Source organism: Candidatus Velamenicoccus archaeovorus, assembly GCF_004102945.1.
Classification (GTDB): Bacteria; Omnitrophota; Gorgyraeia; order Velamenicoccales; family Velamenicoccaceae; genus Velamenicoccus; species Velamenicoccus archaeovorus.
The window spans coordinates 186,940-203,443 of sequence record NZ_CP019384.1 but is presented as its reverse complement, the minus strand read 5'-3'; the positions used below and the strand labels follow the sequence as shown (position 1 = coordinate 203,443).

Annotated in this window: 18 protein-coding genes; all 18 read right to left on the bottom strand. The window is 53.9% G+C overall.

Annotated elements, in window-relative coordinates:
* Nucleotides 1-224: 224 nt before the first annotated feature.
* Nucleotides 225-1,340, bottom strand: coding sequence for a glycosyltransferase (locus BU251_RS00395; protein ID WP_128698945.1), 1,116 nt, complete (start codon nt 1,338-1,340; stop codon nt 225-227).
* Between the two features lie 49 nt (nt 1,341-1,389).
* Nucleotides 1,390-2,232, bottom strand: a complete 843-nt coding sequence (locus BU251_RS00390) for a polysaccharide deacetylase family protein (protein ID WP_128698944.1) — start codon at nt 2,230-2,232, stop codon at nt 1,390-1,392.
* Nucleotides 2,233-2,278: 46 nt separating this feature from the next.
* Nucleotides 2,279-3,376, bottom strand: a complete 1,098-nt coding sequence (locus BU251_RS00385; RefSeq protein ID WP_128698943.1) for a hypothetical protein — start codon at nt 3,374-3,376, stop codon at nt 2,279-2,281.
* Nucleotides 3,377-3,393: 17 nt separating this feature from the next.
* Nucleotides 3,394-4,107: a polysaccharide deacetylase family protein gene (locus tag BU251_RS00380; protein ID WP_164908787.1), complete on the bottom strand. Its 714-nt coding sequence runs from the start codon at nt 4,105-4,107 to the stop codon at nt 3,394-3,396.
* 189 nt (nt 4,108-4,296) lie between these two features.
* Entirely contained in the window at nt 4,297-5,241 is a 945-nt protein-coding gene (locus BU251_RS00375; RefSeq protein ID WP_128698941.1) for an SDR family oxidoreductase, read from the bottom strand.
* Nucleotides 5,242-5,317: 76 nt separating this feature from the next.
* Nucleotides 5,318-6,610: a nucleotide sugar dehydrogenase gene (locus tag BU251_RS00370; RefSeq protein WP_128698940.1), complete on the bottom strand. Its 1,293-nt coding sequence runs from the start codon at nt 6,608-6,610 to the stop codon at nt 5,318-5,320.
* A 15-nt stretch (nt 6,611-6,625) separates the two neighbouring features.
* Entirely contained in the window at nt 6,626-7,009 is a 384-nt protein-coding gene (locus BU251_RS00365; protein ID WP_128698939.1) for a diacylglycerol kinase family protein, read from the bottom strand.
* Nucleotides 7,010-7,012: 3 nt separating this feature from the next.
* Complete coding sequence (locus BU251_RS00360) at nt 7,013-7,633, bottom strand: hypothetical protein (RefSeq protein WP_128698938.1); 621 nt, start codon at nt 7,631-7,633, stop codon at nt 7,013-7,015.
* A gap of 158 nt (nt 7,634-7,791) precedes the next feature.
* Nucleotides 7,792-8,433, bottom strand: coding sequence for a transposase (locus BU251_RS00355; protein ID WP_128698937.1), 642 nt, complete (start codon nt 8,431-8,433; stop codon nt 7,792-7,794).
* 209 nt (nt 8,434-8,642) lie between these two features.
* The gene (gene nadA, locus BU251_RS00350) at nt 8,643-9,551 is read right to left on the bottom strand and encodes a quinolinate synthase NadA (RefSeq protein WP_128698936.1); all 909 of its coding nucleotides are present in this window, start codon (nt 9,549-9,551) and stop codon (nt 8,643-8,645) included.
* A complete protein-coding gene (gene mnmA / locus BU251_RS00345; RefSeq protein WP_128698935.1) occupies nt 9,541-10,650 on the bottom strand; it encodes a tRNA 2-thiouridine(34) synthase MnmA in 1,110 nt (369 codons plus the stop codon). Before mnmA ends, nadA begins: the two co-directional genes overlap by 11 nt.
* Nucleotides 10,651-10,686: 36 nt before the next feature.
* Nucleotides 10,687-11,037, bottom strand: a complete 351-nt coding sequence (locus tag BU251_RS00340) for a four helix bundle protein (protein ID WP_164908786.1) — start codon at nt 11,035-11,037, stop codon at nt 10,687-10,689.
* 166 nt (nt 11,038-11,203) lie between these two features.
* A complete protein-coding gene (locus BU251_RS00335; protein ID WP_128698933.1) occupies nt 11,204-13,012 on the bottom strand; it encodes a TonB-dependent receptor plug domain-containing protein in 1,809 nt (602 codons plus the stop codon).
* 84 nt (nt 13,013-13,096) lie between these two features.
* Complete coding sequence (gene nifS, locus BU251_RS00330; protein WP_128700917.1) at nt 13,097-14,275, bottom strand: cysteine desulfurase NifS; 1,179 nt, start codon at nt 14,273-14,275, stop codon at nt 13,097-13,099.
* Between the two features lie 77 nt (nt 14,276-14,352).
* The gene (gene larE, locus BU251_RS00325; RefSeq protein WP_128698932.1) at nt 14,353-15,171 is read right to left on the bottom strand and encodes an ATP-dependent sacrificial sulfur transferase LarE; all 819 of its coding nucleotides are present in this window, start codon (nt 15,169-15,171) and stop codon (nt 14,353-14,355) included.
* Nucleotides 15,172-15,183: 12 nt separating this feature from the next.
* Entirely contained in the window at nt 15,184-15,411 is a 228-nt protein-coding gene (locus tag BU251_RS00320) for a NifU family protein (RefSeq protein ID WP_128698931.1), read from the bottom strand.
* A gap of 41 nt (nt 15,412-15,452) precedes the next feature.
* Nucleotides 15,453-15,959, bottom strand: a complete 507-nt coding sequence (locus BU251_RS00315) for a type 1 glutamine amidotransferase domain-containing protein (RefSeq protein ID WP_128698930.1) — start codon at nt 15,957-15,959, stop codon at nt 15,453-15,455.
* Nucleotides 15,934-16,386 (bottom strand): RrF2 family transcriptional regulator, encoded by a 453-nt coding sequence (locus tag BU251_RS00310; protein WP_164908785.1) that lies wholly within the window; start codon nt 16,384-16,386, stop codon nt 15,934-15,936. Before BU251_RS00310 ends, BU251_RS00315 begins: the two co-directional genes overlap by 26 nt.
* Nucleotides 16,387-16,504: the final 118 nt, after the last annotated feature.

Below are 16,504 nucleotides of genomic sequence, written 5' to 3'. Positions count from 1 at the left end.
AAAATATTCTACTATGCCGTTGAAATATTGCAAGGCTAATCTCGGCGGTCCGGCCGGATCCAAAAAGAGTGCGGCGCCTCACGCAACAGAAGAAAAAATCGGAGCAATCCTGATCGGACCGGCCTCAAACACCCCCTCGTCATCGGAAGAACAAAACAAAACCCTCCCAAAAAACCGCAGAGGAAACCGAGCAAACGCTCCAAGCAGCGCCCTCTTCGCAACCCTTACGGCCTCTTTTCCCAGGCGACGTTGACTTCGCCTCTTCTGAACTTCATGAAAGCGACGACAGCCGCCCAATGCGAAACACAAAATTCGTAGGGGCCGGACAAGATCCCTGCACCCCTTTTTGATCCCGTTTCCAGGAAGGCCAAAAGGTAAAAGACGGCCTGGAAAGCGAAGAAGGCCGAGAAAAACGGTCCCCGGCGCAAAAGGAACGCATTGGAGAAAAAGAGGGCCGGCAAAAAGTAAGGAACGATCAACCTCAGGAGCTTGTGTGAAATCATCTGAAAAGCAACCTTGCTCTTGGCAGGGATAAGCAGCTCTGGCATCAAGGCAAAAATCTGCAATTGCCCCGCAAAGACGCCCACCTTCCGGATGAATTCCTGCGGCGCCATCTCGACCGCCATGCCGTAGGCCTTGGCCGCAGGCTCAAAGACAGCTCTCTTGCCAACGACAACGGCATTCATCAACGTATAGGTATCCTCCAGAACCACATCAGGCAGGTAGTGAAAAAACTCTTTACGCACGGCATAAATCCCGTCTGCCGCCTCGAGAATAGAGCCGATATTGCCTTCCAGCCGGCGCAGCCATCTTTCATAGAGCCAAGAAAAACCGAGACGCCGCAGGTCCCCCCCGAGGATAAGATCGCCGCTGACGGCGCCGACCTCACCGTCGGCGAATGGCCGCACGAGATTCCTGATGGCGTCTTTGGCGAACCTCTGGCGGGTATCGGCAAAAATATAGATGTCGCCCTTGGCGTCCTTGGCCATCTTGTTGAGCATGGCCGCCTTACCGAGACGCTGAAAAGAAACCGTGTAGCGGATGCTTTTTTCTTCGGCGAGACGCTTGATGGCACGGTAGGTTTCGTCCGTTGATCCGTCCGAGCCGACCATGATCTCCAGCTTGTCCTTGGGATAGTCCGACTCCAGAAGGTTTGCGACCTTGGCTTCGATATGCCTGACTTCATTATACGCCGACACGAAAACCGTCACCGACGGCAAGATATCCGCCTTTTTGACGCGGCCCGACGACGTCACCTGCATCAACAGCAAAAGCAACGGATAACCCACGTAGGCATAAACGACGAGCGCCAGGCTGAAATAAAAAATGAAGCTGAACATATTTTCTCTCCCTGTCCTGCGGGAACGCACCGTCCCCGCCTCTCCCAGCTCACCTTGTGCCTCTTGTCCCGCCGGCCAAAAACGCCGCGCGACGGAACCTGTCGTAAACCTGATAGCCCAGCGCCCGCCTCAAGGAAGACCTCGTTCTTTCCATGGCCTGGACGCGCAAAGACGGAAAACCGCCCACGATGGATTTGAAGATATTGAGCCCATAGCCCTTCCTGACGGGGAAACGCCGCAAAAGGAACATATGTTCATCAAGAAAATCGTTATAGCCTGTGTCCAAGGTGCAAACGGCCCTGAACCCGACATCGCGGGCGATGGTCAGGACTTGCTTGTTATAAAAACCGTCGGGGATGGCCAAAAAATCAACCCGCTTGCGCGTGTACTTTTCTAACACCTGCTTGGAAAGAATGAGTTCATTGAGCACCGCGTAATTGCTCTGCCCCGTCAGGAAAGCGTGCGACATCCCGTGAGAGCCGATGTCCATGCCGCCCTTTACCAACTCGTAGATCATCGTCCAGTCCATTCGGCCGGGCTTGCCGATCTCGTTAACGACGATGAAGAATGTCGCGCTGAAACCAGCCTCTTTTAAGATCGGAAAGACAAAATCGAAATGGCTTTTGTCCCCGTCGTCAAAGGTCAGGACGACTTTTTTGCGCGTATCTCCTGTCACCTCTTCGGGTTTCAAGGGGCGGCCGTCGGCCTTTTTTTCTCCTCTGACATATTCGCGTTCCGCCAGAAGGCGGGCCAGCGACACACACGCATAACCGTTGTGATGGAGATATTCCATCTGCCGGCGAAAATCATCCTGCAGGACATTGAGGCCGCTGGAGGCGGCATCCGGCGACGGGCAACAATCATGATAAAGCAAAATAGGGATCTTGTTCATAGATATCTTAGTATACAATTTTTATGCCGCAAAAGCTACGGCCGTCTTACCACCTGCGGCCATAACCCAAAAATACCGCGCTGCCATCCGACCTTTTCAGCAGACGCAAAAAGGCCTCGCCGCCCCCTATTTTCCCGGAAAGAGTGACCGCAGCACCCAGGGGTTCGCCGCGAGGAGCTGTCAGCTCGACCTCCGCCGTGACGCCGTTTTTCAAGCGTGCATATCCCCCAAACGCCATCCGCGAAAGACGGCCTTCCTTATGCGTCAGCTCAAAATTAAACCCGTGCGTCTTGTCAAACCGCCACTTTCCGAAAAAAATCAGCTTTTTCTGCCACGGTTGGACCGCTCCTCCAAGGACAAAAACCAACCTGTCCGAGAACGCATGTTCCAACGACGCCTCAAGATCGATACGCGCAGAAGTATCTGCGGAATTGCTTTCAGCCAGACAATAAGTCAGCCGGTCACGGCCGCTGACGACCCAGGAACCCTTGAATTTAAGCGTCTGGGGGCTGCGGCCGGCGCGGGAAAAACAGTATTCCAATTCATGGTCCCCATTGAGCGTCCAGGAACCTCGGAACCGCAAACGGTCAGGCCGACCCGATCCCTTCTCCACAAGAAAATTCAGGCGGCTGTCCGTATCCACTTGCCACGAACCGCCGAACGTCAGCAGGGTTATCTTTTCGTTGCCGTCGCGATCCCGGCTGTTCAAAGTAAAAACGAGCTCGTGGCCTGAAACGCTGAGCACCTCGGCCCCCAGAACCAGCTTGCCGCCTGCAATGTGACGGCTCCACTTATCCAAAGAAAAAACAAGGCGGTGCCCCGCATCCAGTGACCAGCTCCCGCGGCATCTGACCTGTTGAGGTTCGTTCTTGGCCACAGGCCGCTTGACGTGATAGACAAGTTCATCATCCTTCGATATCTTGAATGTCCCGTCCAGGACCTGCCGCAACCCTCCGCCGGTCAAGACCAGTCGTTGATGAGGATCGATCTCGTATTTGATACGTCCGACAGGACCAAAACCTTGTCCTTCAGGGCGGGGAAGCCGGCGCCGCTCGGCATCAACTTTGAGCAGATCTCCGCCGGTTGTTCTGCGCTTACTTGAAGAACGAACTGCTGAAGCGTCGAGTGGGTTGATTTTTCTCATCGATTATCCGCCGGATCTCAGGCATGCAGGATGTCGCAGGCGCCAGCCAATTTCTTGCGCAAATCGAAAAGGGAATCCCTGCCGTCCATGCCGACGCGCCGCAACTCCAAAGGATTGGCTTTCACATCGTTGATCCCACAAGCGACAGTAAAAGCGGCCTTGATACCCAATCCTTCCAGGATCTTCAATGTCTCCCGGTTGTACTCGCCGTAAGGATAGCAGAAGATGGGCCTTGTCTCGCCTTCCTCGAACCACGAAGCCAGCGCCGCCGTTCCCTGCTCAATCTCGTTCTTCTGTTCCTCCGGCGATAACGCACCCAAATGAGGATGATTCACCGTATGCGAACCGAACGTTACGCCATTACATGCCATTTCTTTGACGGCCGACCAGCTCAGCATGTCCGGGCTCGGCAGATGCTGGTAACGCGGCCTTTTTTTATCGGTCCCGATCATGCCCGTGATCAAAAAAATCGTCGCCGGCAGGCCGAATTCTTTCAAAACAGGATAGACATTCGTATAATTATCCCTGTAGCCGTCGTCAAAGGTAATGACGACCTTCGGCCTCCTGGAGCCGGCGGCGGAGGATATGGCGCGTCCTGCGAGGACCTGCAGCAAATCATCCATGGACAAGACGTCGCAATTCTTGGCGAGATACTCCATCTGCCGGCGGAACGCGGCGACAGGCACGGCCAGCTCGTGGGGCGGCAGTTGGTCCGTGACGCGATGATACAAAAGAACGAGAAAACCTTCCCGCCTTCTGAAAAATGAAAAAAAATAAATGAGGGTGGTTACGAAGGAAACGAAATATCTCTTGAGGGATCCTGACATTTTCGCAAGATGCCGAAGTTTCTTCAGGGTCGAAAAATGGCTCCAAAAACGCCCCGCGGCGGAAAACTAATGGCCGGCGCGGCCCGCCCCGCCTTAACCCTGTTTGAAATACTCCACCGTCTTCTTTAATCCTTCCTCAAATCCCACAACGGGCCTGAATCCCAGGGACCGCCTGATCTTGGAAATATCGGCGCGGGTCCTGAAGATATCACCGGCCCTGACCGGTAAAAACCTAGGCCTGATCTTCTTGCGGAAAATCCTGTTCAAACTCTCGACGATATGCAGGACCGTGTTATCCCTGCCGTTGGCAACATTGAAAACACTGTGTCTGATGCCCGGCGCGGCGGCGACGAGGATATTGGCGCTGACGACATTGTCGATATAAGTAAAATCGCGGGACTGCCTGCCCGTCCCGAAGATAGGCGGTTCTTCATCATGCATGATGCAATGGATGAACTTAGGGATCACAACGGCATACTCATCGTCCAAGGCCTGCTTGGGCCCGAAGACGTTGAAATAACGCAGGACGACCGTCTCAATGCCGAAGAATTCGGAATGAATGCGGCAGTAATATTCGCCGGCGAGCTTGCTTAAAGCGTAAGGGGAGATCGGCTGGGGACAAAAATCCTCTTTTTCGGGGAAACGGCCGGCATCGCCGTAAACTGAACTGGATGACGCCAGGACAAAACGCTTCACCTTCTGGGCGGAGGCCGCCTGCAGCATATTGAGCGTCCCGCCAATATTGACCTCATTGTAATTTTCTGGATACTTGAGGGACCGGGGCACGGAACGCAGGGCCGCCTGATGCAGGACATAATCCATGCCGCAGCAGGCGCGCTGGCAGGCGGCCTTGTCGCGGATATCTCCCCGGATAAGCTCGTATTGCTCAGGGCCCAGGTCTTTGGCAAACGCCAGATTAGACTCCCTGCCCGAGACGAAATTATCGAGGATCCTCACAAAATGACCCGCAGCGGCGAGTTTCTCGGCGATATTGGAACCAATAAAGCCTGCGCCGCCGGTGACCAGATATCTCGACATGCAACCTCCTGATTTTATTATTCCGACGGAAACAAAGCCGCCGGCCCCCTCCTGCCGGGGGGCGTCACTTACGGCACTATAATTTAACAACCTTGGGTGACCGCACTTTGACGGCATGGCGCGTGTCAACGATCAATCTGGCATGCTTCACGATCATCTGATGATCGAAACAATCGTGGTCCGTGACGATCACGACGCAATCGGCCCTCTTGAGCATCGCCGGTGCCAGCCGGCTGCTCTTCATCTTGAGCTGCATATGTTCGAAAGACGGCACAAAAGGATCGCTGTAAGCCACCTTTGCCCCCTTATGCAACAACTCTTCCATGACATCGAAAGCCGGCGATTCCCTGTAATCGCCGACATTCTTTTTGTAAGCGACGCCCAAGATCAGGATGCGGGCCCCCTGGATGCTCTTGCCGCGCGCATTCAGGGCATCGGCGACTCTGGCGACGACATATTCCGGCATGGCGCCGTTGACCTGGGCCGCCAGTTCGATGAATCTCGCCTCAAAACCGTATACACGCGCCTTCCAGGAGAGATATAAAGGATCAATGGGGATGCAATGGCCGCCCAGGCCCGGCCCGGGATAAAATGCCATGAATCCGAAAGGCTTCGTCCGGGCCGCATCGATGACCTCCCAAACGTCGATATCCATCTTATGACACATCAGCGCCAGCTCATTGACGAGCCCGATATTGACGGAGCGGAAGGTGTTCTCCAGGAGCTTGACCGTTTCGGCGACGCGGGTCGAAGAAACCGGATACACCGTGTCGACCGCCTGTTCATAGAGCGCCCGGGCGGCCGCGGTGCAGGCCGGCGTCACCCCGCCCACAACCTTGGGGATGTTCCTCGTTTGATATTTCCGGTTGCCCGGATCCACCCTTTCCGGCGAAAATGCCAGGTAGAAATCCCGGCCGGCCTTGAACCCCTTGGCTTCAAACATGGGCAGGAGCACTTCTTCGGTCGTGCCGGGGTAAGTCGTGCTCTCCAGGATGATCAGCTGTCCTTTCTTCAGATAACGGGCGATCTGTTCGGCCGACTGGACGATATAGGAGATGTCCGGCTCTTTGGTCTTGCGTAAAGGTGTAGGGACGCAGATGTTGACGGTATCCACGCCGCTAAGCGCGGTATACGCTGTCGTCGCCGACAAAAGCCCTCGGGAAACAAGATCCGCCACTTCAGACGAAGATACGTCCTGGATATAGGATTTTTTCCTTCGGATGGCGTCGACCTTGGATGCGTCAAGGTCTATACCGACGACCTCAATGCCGGCCTTGGCAAATTCTACCGCCAGCGGAAGGCCGACGTAGCCGAGGCCGATGACGGCGCTGCGGACTTTCCTTTCCTTGATCTTCTTGATAAGATCCATTCATCCTCCCAAAAATTACAGATGGCAGACTGACGCGGCCAAATGCAGAAGCCGCGGCATAAAAACGATGATGCCGATGACAAAAGCGTTGGCCGAAGCGATGAACACGCCTCCGGCAACAATGTCTTTCAACAGCTTGACGTCCGGATGGTAACGGTCGCCGTGCACAAAATCCAGTAGAAGCTCAAAAGCCGTATTGGCCGTTTCGGCGATCAACACCAGGGCGATCGAAAAAACAATAAAAATGAACTCGATGGGCGCCACTCTCAAAAACAGACAAAGCGATACAGCCGCCGCACCGAAGACAAGATGAACCTTCATGTTGCGTTCATTACGGACCACAAAAAGGATCCCGCCGAGGGCCAGCTTGAAACTTTGGACCAATGTCCGTCGATACATCCTTTAGCTCTCCGTCTGACGAACCCGGTATTCCAACAACAGCACCAGCCCCATGCCGGCGCAGGCGCCCAAAAGAACACCGGCGGCTATCGCAGCCAAAAGATTCGGCGCAACGGCCCTCGAGGGCATCTGCGGCCGCCTATAGACGGCGAAAGCCCCCCCGTGCCGGGCGATAAACATGTCATCAAGGGTGCCGACCACGGCCGCGGCTTCGCCGGGACGACGGCCCCTGAAAGAAATCTCAAACAGATTCTGTCCTTTCAGGCGCACAGCAATCTTCTTTCTCAGACCCAGGACCAGCCTCTCGTACTCTTTTTCCGTCTTAAGGTCCCGCGCGAGATTCAGACGATCCACCACCTGCACGAGATTGTTGATATCAATGATCTGCTCGCGGATCATGGATATGCGGCGGCCGACACTGCTGCCAAAAAAAGGAAGAGGCGTCCTGGCCTCCTCGGCTATGATAAGGCTGGAAGATTCATAGACCCTCGGCTGCACGGCCCAAAAGATCACGCCGCCGACAAAGCCGGCGATCACAGGGGCCAATACGCACCACCTGCGGCGCAGGAACATTTTTTTATCATCGAAGGCCAGCCGTAAAATATCCACAAGAGAATCGCCCATCGCATGCCTCCCGATCCTTCAAGTGCCCGCTGCGAAGAATATCTCCCCGAACCTCTCAAACCTTCTTTCTGTTATAACGTAAATCGGCGGTTTTGACCATAGTTTTCTGTCGGAAGCACGCTGCGGGCCGTCGGCCCTACCGAGATCGAAGCCGAGCTTCAATCAAACTGTAAATCACCCAGAATAAAACTATCTGCACTCGCTTTTACAAAATCCTCATGCTCTGCGACTGTCTGGAACTGATCGCTAACAATACTCCTTTTGCGGCCACTAAGATAAGCCTGGAGACTGGACCATGGGTAATTTTTCAAAGCACACCAATCGACGAAACTATCCTTGGAAGATTTTATTAACGCTTCAGGATTCAAATGGATATATCGGCTAAGATGCAAAAGATATGTTTCATTCTCAATACGCTTAGCCTTATAAGCCCCCTGAAAAAGAACGCCGCTTCGGTCATATTTCTTATTGAAGTATTTGGTATAACTCGTACCCAACTTATGCATAAAAACAGGAACACCACCTTCTGCCAATTGTTGCAGGATTAAATGAAAATGATTGGGCATGAGGCAAAAGCATGTAATATCGACAAGCTGGAATAAACCAGTTTCTTTTGATTGAAGCCGAGCTTCCATCAGAGAACGACGGCACAAATTCAATACCTCACCTTTTTGGTTCAGTTCACTAAGCGAAATCAGAAAACGTCTATAATCAGAACAATCTAAAAAAACATCTCTTTTGTCCGTCCCGCGATTATAAATGTGGTAATACTCCCCCACTATAAACTTGGTTGTTCTCACGGCATCCTCCTTGAATATAAATCTTCAAGAGTTGCCCGAATGAAGGGAAAATGATCGAAGCCGAGCTTCAATCAAAGATGGCTTCGCATTGGAGGGATTTCGGACATGAGGGAAATTGACTATATTTTATCAAAATAACATTCTTCGGCGACAGCCCTCTATCTGAAGATGATTGAAGCTCGGCTTCGATCTGAGGTTTCGATCGGACGTCAGGCGAGTTCGACCATCTTGTCGATGGCGCGGCGGGCGCGGCGGCGGATATCGTCGGAAACAGAAACGACGGTCTTGTTCTCTTCCAAAGACCAGAGAACCTTTTCCAGGGTCGTGCGTTTCATGTTGGGGCAAACCGCGTTTTCGGATGCAGGATAGAATTTCTTGTCCGGATTATCCTTCTGGAGCCTGTGGATCATGCCGGCTTCCGTGCCGACAATGAACTCCTTGGCCGAGGATTTCTTGGCAAAGGCGCACATCTTCCCCGTCGAAAGCACCTCATCCGCAAGCTCGACGACCTCAGGCCGGCATTCGGGGTGAACCATGACCTTTGCGCCCGGATGCTGGCGCACCTTTTTGATGATGTCTTCGGGAAGGATCTTGACGTGCGTGGGACAATACCCCTCCCAGGCGATCAGGCGCTTGTTGGTTTTTTTGGAAACATAATCCGCGAGATATTTATCGGGAACAAAAATGATCTCTTCATTTTTGAGTTTGGAAATAATATCCACGGCATTAGTCGATGTGCAGCAGATGTCCAATTCTGCCTTAACATCCGCGGGTGTGTTGACATAACCGACGACAATAGCCTTGGGGTGGCGCGCCTTGAGCTGGCGGACATCCTCGGCATCGATCATATTGGCCATCGGACATCCGGCCATCGGATCGGGGATCAAGATGGTCTTGTCGGGGCACAGGATAGAGGCCGTCTCCGCCATGAAATAAACGCCGCAGAAAACAATGACTCTTTTGTCGGACTTGGCGGCAATCCGGCTGAGTTCCAGAGAATCTCCGCAATGGTCGGCGATATCCTGGACTTCGGGCAGCTGGTAATTGTGCGCCAGGATCACGGCATTGCGCTCTTTTCTCAGCCTGTCGATCTTCTGAACCATCTCCTTATGAGGCATCGGATTTCCCCTGCTCGATCCTGGCCCCCCCGAGGACCAAGTCGTTGTTGTAGAAAACAATAAACTGCCCCGGTGTGACGGCACGCTGGGCTTCGGGAAAGACCACCTCCAGACGCGTCCTGGTCAAACGCGTAATCTTCGCCGGGACTTGCGGTTGATTATACCTTATTTTGGCTTCTACGTGCTTATTTTTCTCAAAATTTTGCGTGCAACGCGCACAAAACCAGTTCGGCCCGACGGCGGTGAGGCCGCGGCTGAACAACGCTTCCCGAGGGCCGACAATGACTTTGTTTTCTTTTTCGTCCAGCCTGACCACATAAAAAGGATGAGATGCGGAAATCCCAAGGCCCTCCCTTTGGCCGACGGTATAATTAAAGATACCGTGGTGGCTTCCGAGGACCTTGCCGGACATATCCGTGATAGCCCCGGGCCGGAAACAGGCCCGGTTCAGGCGTTTCCTTAGGAAGGCGCGGTAATCGTTGCCGGGCACAAAACAGATCTCCTGGCTCCCCGGCTTATCTGCAACCGACAGCCCTCTTTTCAGGGCGATCCTGCGGACCTCCTCTTTCGTCATGCGGCCCAGCGGAAAGAGAACGCGCGCCAGATCCTTCCTTCTGACAAGACACAGGAAATACGACTGGTCCTTTTTCGGATCCACCCCTTTTTTGAGGACATAACCCCTCCCTTCTTTTTCCAGGCGCGCATAATGTCCCGTCGCCAACTTTGTCATGCCCAAGGCGCGGGACTTTTGCAGGAGCTTTCCGAACTTCAGGTATTGGTTGCATCGGACACAAGGATTAGGGGTGCGGCCCAGGAGATATTCGGAGACAAAATCAAGAACAACCGTCTCTTCCATGTCCCTGGCAAAATTCAAGACGTAGTGAGGGATACCGATATCGCGGGCGACGCGCCGGGCGTCTTCAATCCCCTCCAGACCGCAACAGGCCGGCCGTCGGCCCGCCGGCCCCTCTGCCTGCCGCCGGGACAGGGAAAAACACATCGTCACCCCGACGACGTCGTAACCTTGCTCTTTGAGGATGAGCGCCGCGACAGAAGAATCCACGCCGCCGCTCATCGCGACCATCACTTTTTTAGACATAATATGAATTAAAAATTAAAAATGAACAATGAACAATTACTTTTTAGAATTTTTAACGATTGAAGCAAGAATTTTTTTAATTTCAGTAGATTCTTGCAGAAGAGATTTTAACTCTGAAGCATCGCTCAATTTTGCATCAAAAATCAACCTTAACCATAAATTTGTCTCAAGGGCCTCCTTAAAAGCCGTCTGCATTTTATAGATAAAATCATCTTTACTGAATGCCCCTTGGGCTTCTTCAACGTTCGCCGCAATAGAAGTTCCCGAGGCGACCAATTGCCTTCCCAAGACGAAAACAGAAGTCTCTTTTGGAAGAGTTTTAACAAATTTAATGATCCGCAGAGCTAAACTATAAGTTCGCTCAACAATATCTCTTTTAATTGTCAACCCATATTCCCCGGCCTGCCCCTGGCCGGAGGCCGAGGGCAAAGCCAAGGGCAGGCCGGGGCTTGTTTCGGGTTACTCTAAGCGACCACAACACTCTTGCGCCCTAAAGGGCGGAGCTTTAGGTCGGCGCAGAGTTAATTTTTCATTGTTCATTGTTAATTGATATTTACCAGTTCAATGTCGCGCCGAGGGTCACCGTCCGGCCCTCTTCCGGGATACCTTCGATATCCTGGAATTCGGCGCCAAAAAGATTATACACCTCGAAAAATACCTGCCACCGGCGCCCGATGTCAACGCTAAGCTTGTCGCTTACGATCACCCAGGCCCTGCGGATCGGTTTTTTCTTCATGAGAACATCGGCACGGTTGCGCCAGGCGCCGAACCGCTGCTCAAGCCCCAGGTCGATCATGTGCTGAAGATAACTGAAGCCGTACTTATAAATAAGCCCTTTGTCGTTAAGGTCCTTGTTCGTATAGGCATAGCGCAGGTCGTAGCTGAAATGCCTGTCGGCATCCCAGCGCCCGTAAAGATTGACGCCGACCGTGAAGGCCTCGCTGATATTGCGCGCCACGAATTTCGGATCGGCCGGCGTCATCTTGGTGAATTCGATCGTGTCGTATTCCTGGCGGATAAAGCCTCCTGCCTCGATGCTCAGGCCGCCGCCCAAGCGTTTGCGCCATCCCGGCTCAAGACTATAAGCAGTCTCGGGCTTAAGATTGCTGTCGCCTGCGGTCGTCGGATCGCTGTAATAAAGCTCGGTGAATGTCGGCACGCGTATGAGGCGGCCGAGGGAAACATAGACTTCTTCCGCTTCCCCGAGCGCCTTCTTGAGCAAAAACGAACCGGTCCATTCTTCCTTGAAAGTGGAATAATCGTCGAGGCGGACGACGGCTCCGGCCGATACCTTTTCCGTCACGTTCCACGACGGCTCCGCCTGGAGGGACCAGTGGCTGCGCGTGTGGTCGCCGAGATTGCTGGAAACAATATGCTCCAGGCCGTATTCGGCGCCGGAGGCAAGCTTTCCCGATCCGAACGGCACCGTCAACGTACCGCCCCATGTCAGCATGTCCGTACGGTGGTGGTTCAGGTAGTAATCGGGGTTCTCGACCGTCAGGATGAATTTATCGTACAACTGACGGAAGGCAAACCGCGGCTCAAACGAAAAATGGTCGCCTTCATAGATCATGCGGGCATCCACATTCTTGACATTGACCCATTCTTTGGAAGGAAACCCGCGGCCGGGCGTATAAAAATCGTAGGCGCCGTATTCTTTCTCATTGTAGCCGGCATCCAGATAGAACGACACATTATCCTTAAAAAGCCTGTTGGAGCTGAAAAAATTGCTCATGCGGGCATCGGTGTCATAACGGGATCCGGCCGTCGAATAATTCCATATGGAAAAACGGTTTTCCGTCCCCAGGGCCCCGTAGTAAACATCCAGGGCCTGCTGGGCCGTCGTGTTGTTCCCGCCGGAAGCTGTCAGACGGTTCTTTCCCTTTTGAGGCCCCCGGAGGACGAAATTCACGGCGCCGCCGATCCCGTCGGGGCCGAATTTCGCAGAGGCTGAGGCGGGAATGATCTCGATCCTCTCGATATCATCCACGCTGAAAGACAGATCTAGATCCTGGTGGGCCGTCTGGGGGTCCTTGACCCGCACACCGTTCACAAGGATCAGGACCTGCTGGAACGTCGAGCCGTTCAAAGAAATATCCCCCTTGATGCCCCGGGCGCCGCGGCCCTGGATATCGACACCCACATAATCTAAAAGATCCTGAGGAGTCCTGGCGGGGAGACGGCGGATCTCTTCCTGCGCCAGGACGGCGGAAACGACGCCGTGCCCTGCGCTTCCGTAAGGCAGACGGCGGACAATGATGGGTTCTAGGTCGTTCTCTTGCGTCGCTGGCGCAGCATGACCATGAGAGGTAAAGACCTGCCAAAAAAATATCAGACACGCGACTCTGACTTTTTGTTTCATGATCCCCCTGACTGGCACGGAGAAAACCCCTAAAAGGAGGGCCTTTTAAGATTTGTGAGCATAAACCTTTTGGAACGCTGCCGCTTAAGGAAGCCGGTTTTCTCTAACGGGATAAAGCGGAGACATGGCGCGCAGTTTGGCGACGACCTTGGGAAAAACGTCGAGGAAACGGTCCACCTCTTCCTCCCGTGTGTAGCGCCCGAGGGTCAGACGGATAGATCCGTGACAAAGCTCGTGAGGACGGCCGATGCTTAAAAGGACGTGGGACGGCTCCAGGTCTCCGGACGTACAGGCAGACCCCGTCGATGCCGCGATACCCAACATATCGAGGTTGAGAAGCATAGATTCCCCTTCGATATACTCGATGGAAAAATTCACGTTATTGGGTAGTCTCCGGCTCGCATGGCCGTTCAGATAGACCCGATCGATCCTCTTCTGAATGCCGGCGATAAGCTTGTCGCGCAGGCGCGTCTGCACCACAATTTCTTCAGCCATGCGCTCGCCGCAAAGCTCAAGGGCCTTCCCGAGCCCCGCGATCCCCGGGATGTTTTCCGTCGAAGCGCGTCTATGCCTCTCCTGGCCGCCGCCGCGCAGGAAAGGCGCGATACGCGTGCCTTTCCTGACATAGAGACAACCCACTCCTTTGGGACCGTAGAATTTGTGGGCCGACAACGACAAAAGATCCACGCCCATCTCGGCGACGTTCACGGGGATATGGCCGACCGTCTGGACGGCGTCGGTATGCATATAAGCGCCCTTCTCTTTGACAAGCGAGGCGATTTCCTTGATCGGCTGGATGGTGCCGATCTCGTTATTGGCGTGCATGACGGATACCAGGACCGTCTGGTCGGTCATGGCGGCGGCGATGTCTTCAGGATGGACCAACCCTTCCCTGTCGGGACGCACGGACGTCACCTTGTAACCCAATTTCTCCAAAAAACGGGCCGGCTCGAGGATAGCGTGATGCTCGATGGCCGTCGTCACGACATGGTTACCCTTGGCGGCATTCGCCCAAAGCACGCCAAACAGGGCAAAGTTGTCCGCCTCCGTCCCGCTGGAAGTAAAAATGATCTCTTCCAGCTTGGCGCCCAAGAACGAAGCGACCTTTTGGCGCGCGTCTTCCATGGCCCCTCTGGCCTCGCGGCCGAAGGAATGGATGCTCGAGGGATTTCCGAAGGCCTTGCCAAAAAACGGCTTCATCGCCTCCAGGACCTGCGGGTCTGTCGGCGTCGTTGCCGCATAATCAAAATATATTTTTTCCATCATTCTCCCCTAATTGAAATCCCCTGATCGAAGCCGAGCTTTGCTTGATTGAAGCTCGGCTTCGATCAAACTTTGCTTCATGCGGACGGCTTCAAGCGTTCATTCAGGCTGCCCATGCGGTAACCGCAGGGGTCGATCTGTATGTCCGCATATCCGGCTGTTTTCAGCGTTCTTTTAAGCCCAGCCGCGCCTTTCAACAACCCCATCTCGGCGGGATCGACTTCTATCTTTGCCAGGGAACCGAAATCCCTGACGCGCAGATTGCCCCGGATACCACAGATATCCCTGACCGTCTCTTCGGCTTTCTGAATGCGCCGAAGCCTTTGGCGGGTAATGACAGAACCATAAGGGATACGGGAAGCCAGGCAGGCCATGGCCGGCTTGCGCCAGGTCACAAGTCCCATCTTCCGGGAAGCCCGGCGTATCTCCTTCTTTGTCAAGCCCGCATCGCACAAAGGAGAAACAACCTTTGCGGCGGTTTTCGCCACAGCGCCGGGACGGTAATCCCTGAGGTCATCGGCATTCGAACCGTCAATCACATATCTCATGCGATGACACAACGCGACCGCATTGAGTTTCTTAAAAAGCTCTTTTTTGCAATGATAACAGCGGTTCGGCGGATTCGAACGAAATGCGTGGTTTTTGAGCTCATGAGTGCGGATAAAACAATGCCGCACGCCCAACCGCCTCGCCGCAAGCCTCGCGTCCCGGGCCTCGGAGGCCGGATAGGTTTCCGACAAGGCGGTGACAGCCAAGACACGCCCCTTCAGGACATTACCTGCGACCGCCAGGAGAAACGTGCTGTCCACTCCGCCGGAAAAAGCCACGACGACCGACCGAAGTTTCTTCAAGCGCAGCCTGAGCTTCCGGAGTTTCTTCTCAAGGATCGCGGCCATCGCTTTTAGCTTTTAGGCCGACAAGACCTCTTTGACTTCCGGGACTTTTTTCTTCAGGATCCGTTCCACGCCCATCTTGAGAGTCATCTGCGACATGGGGCACGACCCGCAGGCGCCGGTCAACCGCAAGGTCACCTTGCCGTCTTCCGTGGCGCTGATCAACTCCACATCGCCACCGTCAGCCTGAAGCATGGGACGGACTTCTTTAAGGGCTTCCTGAACTTTTTCTTTAAGCGACATGCTTCTCTCCTTTTTCTCTGTTGAAACCTTACAGCATATGTCTATTTTAGCGCCTTCAAGACCGCCTTCATGAACGCCGGGAGGTCTTCGGGCTTGCGCGACGTGATCAGGTTGCCGTCCACAACGACCTCCTCATCCATAAACGTGGCGCCGGCATGAATCATATCATCCTTGATGGCAAAAAAGCTTGTCACGGTCCGGCCTTTCAGGATGCCCGCCGACGCCAGGACCCAGCCGCCGTGACAGATCGACGCCACGACCTTCCCTCGGGTGAACATCACCCTGACAAAACCGTTGACCTCAGGGTAACGCCGCAGAATATCCGGGGCATAACCTCCAGGAATGATCACCGCGTCAAAATCTCTCTCAGCCGCCTCCTTGATCGTAAACTCTTGAAGCATCTCATAGCCATGTTTGCTTTTATAAACCTTACTGCGGCCCGTCCCAACGGCAAAGACCTCGTATCCCGCTTCCTTCAGCCGCAAGTAGGGATACCAGACTTCCAAATCCTGATACATGTCCTCAACGAGAACCGCGATCCTTTTCATATTGCTCAGTACACCTCGACTTCCTCAGTAATTCATCCAACCCGACAGAGCCCAAATAAGCCTCGATCCTCTTTTTGAGGCTCTTCCAAACGTTCCTCAACACGCATTTCTTAGAACCCTTACACACCTTGCCGTCTTTTCTCTTGCGGTCGCAGATAATCTCAAAAACATCCCCTTCCACGGCCTCCAGGACGCGGGCGACACTGATCGATGCCGCCGGCACGTTCAAAAGATAACCGCCCTTGGCGCCCCTGACGCTCTTGATCAGACGGCAGCGACGAAGCTTCAAAAGCAGCTGCTCCAAATAATCCAAAGGCAGGCCTTCCTTCTTAACGATACGGCTGATAGCCACGGGCCCGCCGGGGCCGTCGGCCGCGATCCTCAGGATGCACCTGAGCGCATAATCGCCTTGCGTCGTGATTCTCAATTCTGCCTTTCCGGTATTTTGTAAACAAAAGGGGATAGCTGCTTTTATTTATTATATATACCCGATGTTTTTTGTCAAGATTTTATCGGCCGATCAAAGAAAGAGCGCCTCTTGATCG